The sequence below is a fragment of the Acinetobacter lwoffii genome (genome assembly GCF_049367455.1).
Lineage (GTDB): Bacteria > Pseudomonadota > Gammaproteobacteria > Pseudomonadales > Moraxellaceae > Acinetobacter > Acinetobacter lwoffii_W.
On sequence record NZ_JBMPXW010000004.1, the window covers coordinates 49,429 to 60,316 of the forward strand.

The window sequence follows — 10,888 nt, forward strand, 5'->3', positions numbered from 1 at the left end:
TAGGATTAGATTATTTATGTTTCCTAAATGGCTTAATGACAAAGGTCACTACACCCCATATTAATAATTCTTGGCAATCATTAAGGTGAATATCGTCATAATCTGGATTTTCAGCTTTAAGCCAACACTTATGACCTTCAATCATTAACCGCTTAACAGTGAACTCATTGTCAATTAAGGCAATAACAATATCTTCGTGTTTAGCTTCAAGACTACGATCCACTAAAAGCTCGTCATCAATTTCAATGCCTGCGTCACGCATGGAAAGAGAAGCTACTTTGACAACAAATGTTGCAGCTTCATTTTTCACAAGGTGTTCATTCATATCTAAAGTTTTATCAATGTAATCTTGTGCGGGAGAGGGGAAACCAGCAGCTACTTTTTCTGAAGCTAAAGGAATACGTTTAAAGGTTGAAGGATTAATTAAGGTAATAGTAGCTACATCATTTAAGGTAGTCTTTTTATGATTCGCTAAAAACTTCTTAATCTCTACAATACGTGATATTGGTACACGCATAGTCTTAGTGGGTTCATTGTAAATTGCCTTTCTTCCTGCACCTTCCCTATGACCACCTTTTCTAATTTCATTCATAAAAACCACTTTGATTTTGTGACAAAATCAAATAGTAAACTTTAATCTAATTGAAATACAATGTATTAAAGATAAATGGTAGAAAATTTATGTGTACCTTATTCTGTAGTAGCTACTTTTAACGCTCTTTGTACAGTTGCAACACCTACATCGAACTGTTTAGCAACACTTCTAAAAGTTGCCCCTTCGACCTTCATAGCTTTCTGTATTTCTGCATAATCTATTTTTCGTTTTCTACCTTTATATAAGCCTTTAGCTTTGGCTTTATTAATTCCTTCTCTTTGGCGTTCACGGATCATAGAGCGTTCAAACTCTGCGAATGCAGCGAGCATGTGGAACATAAGTTTATTCGGCACTGTTGCAAATAGGCTGACATGATAAGCTAAATATCTTATTTATTTCGAGATACAGCAGATGAATCCCTTCCACGGTCGGCACTTTCAAGGTGAAATCATTCTTTGGGCTGTTCGTTGGTATTGTAAATATGGCATCAGCTATCGTGAACTTCAAGAAATGCTCGCTGAACGAGGCATAAATGTGGATCACAGTACAATTTATCGTTGGGTTCAGCGTTATGCTCCAGAAATGGAAAAACGGTTACGCTGGTATTGGCGTAATCCTACAGATTTACATTCATGGCATATGGATGAGACTTATATCAAAGTGAAGGGGCGATGGACTTACCTGTATCGTGCAGTTGATCAACGGGGTCATACGATTGACTTTTACCTTTCCGCTAGACGGAACAGTAAATCAGCCTATAGTTTTCTAGGAAAGATCTTCAATACGGTGAAAAAATGGCAAATTCCACGGGTCATCAATACAGATAAAGCAGCGACCTATGGCCATGCTTTATCACGATTAAAGCGAGAAGGAAAATGTCCAGTAGATATTGAGCACAGGCAGATTAAGTATAAAAATAATGTCATTGAATGTGATCATGGTAAGTTAAAGCGAATCATCAGGGCCACATTAGGATTCAAATCTATGAAGACTGCTTATGCCACAATTAAAGGTATTGAAGTCATGCGTGCACTACGTAAAGGACAAGCATCGTCATTTTATTATGGTCAGCCTCAGGGTGAAGTGTGTCTAATCAACAGGGTTTTCGGTCTCTAAGCACTTTTTAAAGGGAACATCATCGACTCAAATCACTATTTGCAACAGTGCCGTTTAAATTCATGATCACCAAAATTTTCTAGGATAAGAGCATTCATCATCTTATTCATAGTTATTCCTTATTCTTAACTGGGGGATGATATGCACAGTACCAAAATAAATTAATCCAATAAATGATATTTATAGGATTTAATAATTCCTAAATAATGAATAATAAATATCATCCGCTCACTAAAAATATTCTAGTACAGTCTGTAAAGGCAGTTTAATCTAAACTGTCGGTAGTATTTTCAAGGCTTGAAACGTTCAAAATATCTACAAAGTGGCTAAAATTTGAAACATAATTCTAAAAGGTCACAGCATCACAAAGAACATGAGCCAAAATAAAAAAATGGGAGCTGAAAGTCCCATTCTTTGTGACTTTAGCATCAGCTCTACGATGTTAATTTAAAAAAAAACTAAAAACAGGGATAGAAAATTTTCGCTAAAGGTCTTTTTGATTTTCGATTTATAAAAAATATTGCTTTTTTTATACTATGGGGTACTATAGTATTAATGCTAGCAAGTAAGGAGGTCTGATGCCTAATCAGGTTGAAGACAAAAAAAAGATTCTTCTACGCGTCAGAAAGATCAAAGGTCAGACGCAAGCGATTGAAAAAGCGTTAGAAGACAATGTGGAATGTGGTGCAATTCTGCAACAAATATGCTCTGTGCGTGGTGCTATTAATGGTTTAATGAATGAAATGTTGGAGGTTCATTTAAAGGACACTTTAGTATCAGGTGAAACTACAGAACAACAACGAAAAGAAGAATTGGCTGAAATCGCCAAGATTCTAAAATCATATTTAAAATAGATCTGTATAAGGAATTATTCCATGAAGTCACGTGCTGCTGTTGCGTTTGGTCCTGGTCAACCTCTTCAAATTGTTGAAGTTGATGTTGCACCACCGAAGAAAGGTGAAGTATTAATCAAGATCTCCCATACCGGTGTGTGTCATACAGACGCATTTACTTTATCTGGCGATGATCCTGAAGGTGTTTTTCCTGCTATTCTCGGGCATGAAGGTGCTGGTGTTGTAGTTGAGGTTGGTGAAGGCGTGACTAGCGTCAAACCAGGTGATCACGTAATTCCACTTTACACTGCTGAATGTGGCGAGTGCGTATTCTGTAAATCTGGAAAATCGAACTTGTGTATTTCCGTTCGCGAAACTCAAGGTAGAGGTGTAATGCCAGATGGTACCACTCGTTTTTCCTACAATGGTCAACCGATTTATCACTATATGGGCTGCTCAACGTTCAGTGAATACACTGTAGTGGCAGAAGTATCATTGGCTAAAATCAATCCTGAAGCCAATCACGAACATGTCTGCTTACTGGGTTGTGGTGTCACAACGGGTATCGGTGCAGTACACAACACGGCTAAAGTACAAGAAGGTGATAGTGTTGCGGTCTTTGGTTTAGGTGGTATTGGTCTGGCAGTCGTACAAGCCGCACGTCAAGCTAAAGCAGGGCGTATTATTGTAGTTGACATGAATCCAGATAAATTTGCGCTGGCAAAAGAGTTTGGTGCAACGGACTTCTTGAACCCTAAAGACTACGACAAACCAATCCAGCAAGTCATTGTCGAAATGACTGGCTGGGGTGTAGATCATTCATTTGAATGTATTGGTAACGTGAATGTAATGCGTGCAGCCCTTGAAAGTGCACACCGTGGCTGGGGACAATCCGTAATTATTGGTGTAGCTGGCGCAGGTCAGGAAATCTCTACCCGTCCATTCCAGCTTGTTACTGGTCGTAAATGGCTAGGTTCTGCCTTTGGTGGCGTAAAAGGTCGTACGCAACTTCCAGGAATGGTTGAAGATGCCATGAACGGTAAAATTCAATTAGAACCATTTGTGACACATACGATGGGCTTGGATCAGATCAATGAAGCCTTTGATCTAATGCATGAAGGTAAGTCAATTCGTACTGTAATTCATTACGAATAATTCCGTCAGACCTTATACTTTTCCATGCATGTGCATCATGAATGACATGCATGGAATTCTCCAAAACGGCACATCATCTGTAAAACAGATCTATCTGTGTAGGCATCGTGTATAGGTTCAATCAACCTGCCTACATTTTAAATCTTTATCACTATTCTCTGTGGAGAATGTCGGACTCTTTGTTTACTCGATTTCTCATGAAGTCTTGCTCAACATAGGTAATTGATTATGGAAATAATTGAGAAACATGCTTCTTTTGGTGGATCGCAAGAAGTGTATCGCCATCAGTCAATAGCATTAAACTGTTCAATGAAATTCTCAATATATCTGCCACCTCATGACAAAGATGAGCGGTTGCCAGTTTTATATTGGTTATCAGGACTGACTTGCAACGAACAGAACTTTATTACTAAAGCCGGAGCACAAAAGTATGCGGCTGAACATAAAGTCATTATTGTTGCACCAGATACCAGCCCACGTGGAGAAGATGTACCAGATCATGCAGATTATGATTTAGGCCAAGGTGCAGGATTCTATGTGAATGCAACACAAGCACCTTGGTCACAGCATTTCAAAATGTATGATTATATTGTGGAAGAGCTCAGAAATCTGATTGACCTAAATTTTCCGACCAATCAAGTCCAAAGTATTATGGGTCATAGCATGGGTGGTCATGGTGCATTAGTAATTGGGTTAAAAAATCCTGAGCTGTATAAAAGTATTTCTGCTTTTGCACCGATTGTTGCACCTAGCCAAGTACCTTGGGGGAAAAAGGCTTTCACACATTACCTAGGTGAAACCGAAACTTTATGGAAAAGCTATGATGCGATTGAATTAATCAAAAACGCTGAAGTTCATATACCTATTTTAGTCGATCAGGGAACAGCTGATGATTTTCTTGAAGAACAGTTAAGGCCTAAGCTTCTTAGTGATATGTGTTTGGAACAAGAATATCCTCTTACACTTAACCTAAGAGAAGGGTATGACCATAGCTATTACTTCATTGCGAGCTTTATAGAGAAACATATAGAGTTTCACAGCAAACTCCTAGCTAAATAACTTTGATAGATATGAGGATGTACATGTTGTTCTTGAATGCTTCTTGAGCAATATAATTTTCAGATGAAGAGGTCAGCTTATAAATCTAAGGTAGAGTCAATTGATCCTTATATAACTAAGATTGAATTTAACCATCTCATATCTTAATTTTTTGATTCAAATGTTAATGATATTAACTTGAATAAATTCATAGCATTATGTCGGAATAAAAAAACAGATTTTGGCTCAGCTATGGGATTTTTTTTTAACTTTTATACAACAAAACTTTCTGACATGCATACATTAGCAATGTCAGAATCAGTTTTAATTCTAGTCAATTGTGGAGTTTTAGTCATGCTTAAAACAGCTTTATATGTCCGCCTTGAAGCTAAACCGGGTAAAGAAGACGAAGTGGAAGCTTTCCTTAAAGCCGGTTTACATATTGTAATGGAAGAACCTGCGACAGTTGCGTGGTTTGGCCTACGTCTTGGACCTACAACATTTGGTATATTTGATGCATTTCCTGATGAGGCGGGTCGCCAAGCACATCTATCTGGCAAGGTTGCAGCTGCTTTGATGGCTCAGGCCGATGAGCTATTTTCAGAGCCACCGTCTATTGAAAAAGTAGATGTTTTGGCGAGTAAACTACCAGCTTAAACCGACGCTTAAATGTATGAGTGTGCTGCCTGAAATTTGGCACTGTTGCAAATAGTGATTTGAGTCGATGATGTTCCCTTTAAAAAGTGCTTAGAGACCGAAAACCCTGTTGATTAGACACACTTCACCCTGAGGCTGACCATAATAAAATGACGATGCTTGTCCTTTACGTAGTGCACGCATGACTTCAATACCTTTAATTGTGGCATAAGCAGTCTTCATAGATTTGAATCCTAATGTGGCCCTGATGATTCGCTTTAACTTACCATGATCACATTCAATGACATTATTTTTATACTTAATCTGCCTGTGCTCAATATCTACTGGACATTTTCCTTCTCGCTTTAATCGTGATAAAGCATGGCCATAGGTCGCTGCTTTATCTGTATTGATGACCCGTGGAATTTGCCATTTTTTCACCGTATTGAAGATCTTTCCTAGAAAACTATAGGCTGATTTACTGTTCCGTCTAGCGGAAAGGTAAAAGTCAATCGTATGACCCCGTTGATCAACTGCACGATACAGGTAAGTCCATCGCCCCTTCACTTTGATATAAGTCTCATCCATATGCCATGAATGTAAATCTGTAGGATTACGCCAATACCAGCGTAACCGTTTTTCCATTTCTGGAGCATAACGCTGAACCCAACGATAAATTGTACTGTGATCCACATTTATGCCTCGTTCAGCGAGCATTTCTTGAAGTTCACGATAGCTGATGCCATATTTACAATACCAACGAACAGCCCAAAGAATGATTTCACCTTGAAAGTGCCGACCGTGGAAGGGATTCATCTGCTGTATCTCGAAATAAATAAGATATTTAGCTTATCATGTCAGCCTATTTGCAACAGTGCCTTATTTTGAATCATCTTGGTTATGAGATTACAGCTTCGACTGGTCGACCTCAAGAGTCAGAATATTTAACCTATCTAGGGGCGAGTGAAATTATTGATCGTATTGAATTATCTTCCCCAGGAAAGCCATTAAACAAAGAAGTTTGGGCTGGCGTAATTGATACTGTTGGAAGCCATACTTTAGCCAATGCATGTGCTAGTACAAAATATCGTGGTGCAGTTGCTGCGTGTGGTTTGGCAGGCGGAATGGATTTTCCAGCAACAGTTGCTCCATTTATTCTAAGAGGGATTACCTTATATGGAATTGATAGCGTGATGGCACCAATCGAATTAAGAAAAGAAGCATGGGAACGTTTGGCTACAGAATTAGATCAAACAAAATTAGAAACAGTAACGACTGAAATTCAGTTAACAGATGCTTTAAATATTTCAAATGAAATTTTAGATGGAAAAATTCGAGGTAGAGTTGTTGTACAGATATAGTTCAACAAAATGAGTTGTGGGACTGTTCTAAATTTTGTGTAAGTACTTAATTTTCATTTATCCTACTGAGGATAATAAAAAGAGGTACTTCACATGGATGAAGCTACAATCAAAAGTATGGCAGCTGAATTAGCTAAAGGTTTAAAAACTCCTGAAGATTTAAACCAAATGACAGCCATATTTAAAAAGTTCATGATCGAAACCGCTCTGAATACTGAGCTTTCTGAACATTTAGGCTATGAAAAGCATCAACCTAAGAAAGGATCTAATGCACGTAATGGTTTTAGCTCCAAAACAGTTCTAACACAAGATGGGCAGCTTGCTTTAGATATCCCTCGTGATCGTGATGGCTCTTTTGAACCACAGATTATTAAGAAGCATCAAACACGCATTACTAGCATGGATGATCAAATTCTTTCGCTATATGCGAAAGGAATGACAAATAGAGAAATTGTTGCTTTTTTAAAGAAATGTACGATGCCGATGTATCTGCCTCCCTTATTAGTAAGGTGACGGATGCTGTCATTGAACAAGTGACAGAATGGCAAAATAGAACACTCGATAGTCTTTATCCTGTTGTCTATTTAGATTGCATTGTTGTTAAGGTTCGTCAGCATTCAACAGTAATCAATAAATCAGTTTATTTAGCATTAGGCATTAACCTGGATGGCCAAAAAGAACTTCTTGGCATGTGGCTTGCTCAAACAGAAGGTTCCAAATTCTGGCTGTCAGTCATGACAGAGCTTAAAAATCGAGGAGTGCAAGATATTCTTGTAGCCTGCCTTGCGAAGCAGCGCTTCTCAGGACTAAAAGGCTTTCCTGATGCGATAGCCTCTGTCTACCCTCATACTGATATCCAGCTGTGTATCGTACATGTTGTACGCAATAGCCTGAGATTTGTGAGCTGGAAGGACTACAAAGCTGTAACAGCAGGATTGAAGGCGATCTATCAGGCAAGTACAGAGGAAAATGCTTTAAAGCCCCTAGATATCTTCTGCGATCAATGGAATCACCAGTATTCAAAAATTGGAGAATCCTGGCGGGCAAATTGGGAAAATATCCGAACGATCTTTAGCTATCCTGCTGAAATACGTCATGCGATTTATACAACAAATGCAATTGAATCATTGAATAGCGTGATCCGCCATTCAACTAAAAAGAGAAAGATCTTCTCTTCTGATGATTCAGTGAAAAAGGTCATTTATTTAGCAACTTCAAATGCTGCTAAAAAATGGACCATGCCAATTCAAAATTGGCGTTTAGCAATGAATTGGTTTACGATTCAGTTCGATGATCGATTAAAAGATCATTTATAAAAAATGAGACTTACACAAAATAATTTACAGGCTCGTAGAAACATGAAAATACATGCTTTTGGTGAACACAATAACATTACTTTATCTAATAATTGTATTGAAGTTCGAGGTGCACGTGAGCATAACCTTAAGGATGTAGATGTTTCTATCCCAAGAAATGCACTTGTTGTTTTCTCAGGTGTATCGGGTTCAGGAAAATCATCACTTGCTTTTGGAACTATTTTTGCTGAAGCACAAAGAAGATATTTCGAATCTGTTGCACCTTATGCAAGACGCTTAATAGATCAGGCCGGAGTACCAGATGTTGATGCTATTGATGGTCTACCACCAGCAGTAGCATTGCAACAACAACGTGGTGCAAGTAATACCCGTTCTTCTGTTGGAAGTGTAACAACTTTATCAAGTCTCGTGCGAATGATTTATTCGCGTGCTGGTGCATATCCTGCCGATCAGCCAATGTTATATGCCGAGGACTTTTCACCGAACACTCCTCAAGGTGCTTGTCCTACCTGTCATGGTTTAGGTCACATTTATGAAGTTACAGAATCGACAATGGTTCCTGACCCAACACTCAGTATTCGTGAGAGAGCTATCGCATCATGGCCACCTGCTTGGCACGGGCAAAACTTACGCGATATCCTAGTAACCCTAGGGTATGATGTCGATCGACCATGGAAAGATTTACCGCAATCGGATAGAGACTGGATTTTATTTACTGAAGAAACCCCAACAGTTCCTGTCTATGCTGGTTTAAGCCCCGCTGAGACTCAATCTGCACTTAAACGTAAACTAGAACCCAGCTATATGGGCACTTTCACTGGTGCTCGTCGCTATGTCCTTCATACTTTTGCTAATACCCAAAGTACGTTGATGAAAAAACGTGTTTCACGTTTTATGGAAGGAAAAATATGCCCTTCCTGTCATGGTAAACGCCTTAAACCAGAAGCCTTATCTATTACCTTTGCTGGAGTAGATATTGGTGAGTTTATGCAACTTTCTTTGGATAAGTTAACTTGCCTGCTTGAGCCCATTGTTCTTGGCAATTTCGACGCTCATGATGCTGGAGAAAAGACTAATAATAAAGTAACCCAACTTGATAGATCCGAACGAGCAACAACAGGTAGAGCAGTGCATTCTGTATCTCCAGATGTAAGACGTACGTCAGCACTTTCAGATGAAAAGAAAATTGCTGCGCAGCGTTTAGCAAATGGTGTGGTGGGGCGTTTAAATCAATTACGCCAGTTAGGTCTTGGTTATCTAACATTAGATAGAGCCACACCGACTCTTTCAGCGGGAGAGTTACAACGTTTGCGTTTAGCAACACAATTAAGTTCTATGCTATTTGGTGTAGTTTATGTACTGGATGAACCGTCTGCTGGATTACATCCTTCAGATAGTCAGTCATTATATGATTCTCTCGATAAATTAAGAGACGCTGGAAACTCCGTATTTGTTGTAGAGCATGATTTAGAGCTCATGCGTCGTGCTCAATGGTTAGTGGATGTTGGACCAGATGCAGGAGAGCAAGGTGGTAATATTTTATATAGTGGAGTACCTCAGGGTTTAAGTGAGATTTCAGCTTCACGTACTGCAAGTTATTTATTTAATAAAATCCCAGTTACTCAAAGTTATGGACGTACACCCTCTGGTTGGCTTGAACTTAACAATATTTACCGACATAACCTGCATAATATTGATGCTCGTATACCTCTTGGTGTACTTACAGCAGTTACAGGTATTTCAGGTTCAGGTAAATCTAGTCTCGTTTCTCAAGCTTTACCCGAGTTAGTACTTTCATATTTAGGCAATGAATCTGAAACTGAAAACAATAATGAAAATAATCCTTTAAATGAAGGAATGTTGGTTACCGAGGTTACACAGGGTTCTCTGGCTGGTGATGTGGAGGCTATACAGCGTCTGGTACAGGTTGATCAAAAACCAATTGGCCGTACTCCACGTTCTAATCTGGCAACTTATACGGGTTTATTTGATCATGTTAGAAAGTTATTTGCTGGGACTCCTGAAGCTCGCCAAGCTCATTATGATGCTGGACGTTTTTCGTTTAATGTGGCTAAAGGGCGATGTGAAACTTGTGAAGGTGAAGGCTTTGTCAGTGTAGAATTATTGTTTATGCCAAGTGTATATGCCCCTTGTCCGACATGTCATGGTGCTCGATATAATGATGACACTCTGAAAATTCGCTGGAATGGACGTAATATTGCTGAAGTATTAGGAATGACCGTCAATGAAGCACGTGATTTTTTTGATGGAGAGGTCTCGATTGCTCGTTCACTACAATTATTAAAGGAAATTGGCCTTGGTTATTTACGTTTAGGGCAACCAGCGACTGAACTATCTGGTGGAGAAGCGCAACGTATTAAATTGGCGACCGAGCTGCAACGCAATCAGCGTGGAAATACACTGTATATACTTGATGAGCCAACTACAGGTTTGCATCCATCAGATGTAGATCGATTGTTAGTTCAATTGCAGCGATTAGTCGATGCGGGTAATACCGTGGTTATGATTGAGCATGATATGCGTGCCGTTGCACAAGCAGATTGGGTGATTGATGTGGGACCAGGTGCTGGAAATGCTGGTGGGAATATTGTTGTGGCAGGAACACCAAAACAAATAACAGAAAATCAAGATAGTCGTACTGCTCCATATTTAGTTAATGAGTTAGTGAGTCGTGATACTAAACGTTGATATTGCGAGTGGGTAGAATAAAACCTTAAATTAAAAGCCTGTAAAATCAATCAGATATTTTTTTGTTTTAGGTGGTGTGTGAGCATGAAATCTAAAAGTTTTTTTCAACTAAGGGCTTTGTTGCACAAA

At 39.0% G+C, this 10,888-nt stretch carries 9 protein-coding genes and 2 pseudogenes; 8 read left to right on the top strand and 3 right to left on the bottom strand.

Going from position 1 to position 10,888, the window contains the following annotated elements:
• Positions 1-10: 10 nt before the first annotated feature.
• Positions 11-592 carry a LexA family protein gene (locus tag ACO1B7_RS15135; RefSeq protein ID WP_138742604.1) on the bottom strand — a complete coding sequence of 194 codons (582 nt, stop codon included), beginning with the start codon at positions 590-592 and terminating at the stop codon, positions 11-13.
• 98 nt (positions 593-690) lie between these two features.
• A complete protein-coding gene (locus tag ACO1B7_RS15140) occupies positions 691-924 on the bottom strand; it encodes a recombinase family protein (protein ID WP_479766533.1) in 234 nt (77 codons plus the stop codon).
• Between the two features lie 82 nt (positions 925-1,006).
• Between ACO1B7_RS15140 and ACO1B7_RS15145 the strand changes: the two genes are divergently transcribed.
• From ACO1B7_RS15145 to ACO1B7_RS15165, 5 genes are all read left to right on the top strand, one after another.
• Positions 1,007-1,711, top strand: a complete 705-nt coding sequence (locus ACO1B7_RS15145; RefSeq protein ID WP_001067783.1) for an IS6-like element IS1008 family transposase — start codon at positions 1,007-1,009, stop codon at positions 1,709-1,711.
• A 578-nt stretch (positions 1,712-2,289) separates the two neighbouring features.
• The gene (locus ACO1B7_RS15150; protein WP_001133624.1) at positions 2,290-2,565 is read left to right on the top strand and encodes a metal/formaldehyde-sensitive transcriptional repressor; all 276 of its coding nucleotides are present in this window, start codon (positions 2,290-2,292) and stop codon (positions 2,563-2,565) included.
• Between the two features lie 21 nt (positions 2,566-2,586).
• Entirely contained in the window at positions 2,587-3,699 is a 1,113-nt protein-coding gene (locus tag ACO1B7_RS15155) for an S-(hydroxymethyl)glutathione dehydrogenase/class III alcohol dehydrogenase (RefSeq protein WP_004897268.1), read from the top strand.
• Between the two features lie 228 nt (positions 3,700-3,927).
• Complete coding sequence (fghA, locus tag ACO1B7_RS15160; protein WP_004897267.1) at positions 3,928-4,758, top strand: S-formylglutathione hydrolase; 831 nt, start codon at positions 3,928-3,930, stop codon at positions 4,756-4,758.
• A gap of 333 nt (positions 4,759-5,091) precedes the next feature.
• Positions 5,092-5,394: a putative quinol monooxygenase gene (locus ACO1B7_RS15165; protein ID WP_004897265.1), complete on the top strand. Its 303-nt coding sequence runs from the start codon at positions 5,092-5,094 to the stop codon at positions 5,392-5,394.
• Positions 5,395-5,484: 90 nt separating this feature from the next.
• On the opposite strand, the gene ACO1B7_RS15170 is transcribed toward ACO1B7_RS15165, so the two are convergent.
• Positions 5,485-6,189: an IS6-like element IS1008 family transposase gene (locus tag ACO1B7_RS15170; protein ID WP_001067783.1), complete on the bottom strand. Its 705-nt coding sequence runs from the start codon at positions 6,187-6,189 to the stop codon at positions 5,485-5,487.
• 62 nt (positions 6,190-6,251) lie between these two features.
• Here ACO1B7_RS15170 and ACO1B7_RS15175 point away from each other — a divergent pair.
• The 3 genes and pseudogenes from ACO1B7_RS15175 to ACO1B7_RS15185 all read left to right on the top strand — a co-directional run.
• A pseudogene (locus tag ACO1B7_RS15175) lies at positions 6,252-6,734 on the top strand (zinc-binding dehydrogenase); the annotation flags it as partial.
• Between the two features lie 93 nt (positions 6,735-6,827).
• Positions 6,828-8,050, top strand: a pseudogene (locus tag ACO1B7_RS15180) (IS256 family transposase).
• Positions 8,051-8,092: 42 nt separating this feature from the next.
• Entirely contained in the window at positions 8,093-10,759 is a 2,667-nt protein-coding gene (locus tag ACO1B7_RS15185) for an excinuclease ABC subunit UvrA (protein WP_004897274.1), read from the top strand.
• Positions 10,760-10,888: the final 129 nt, after the last annotated feature.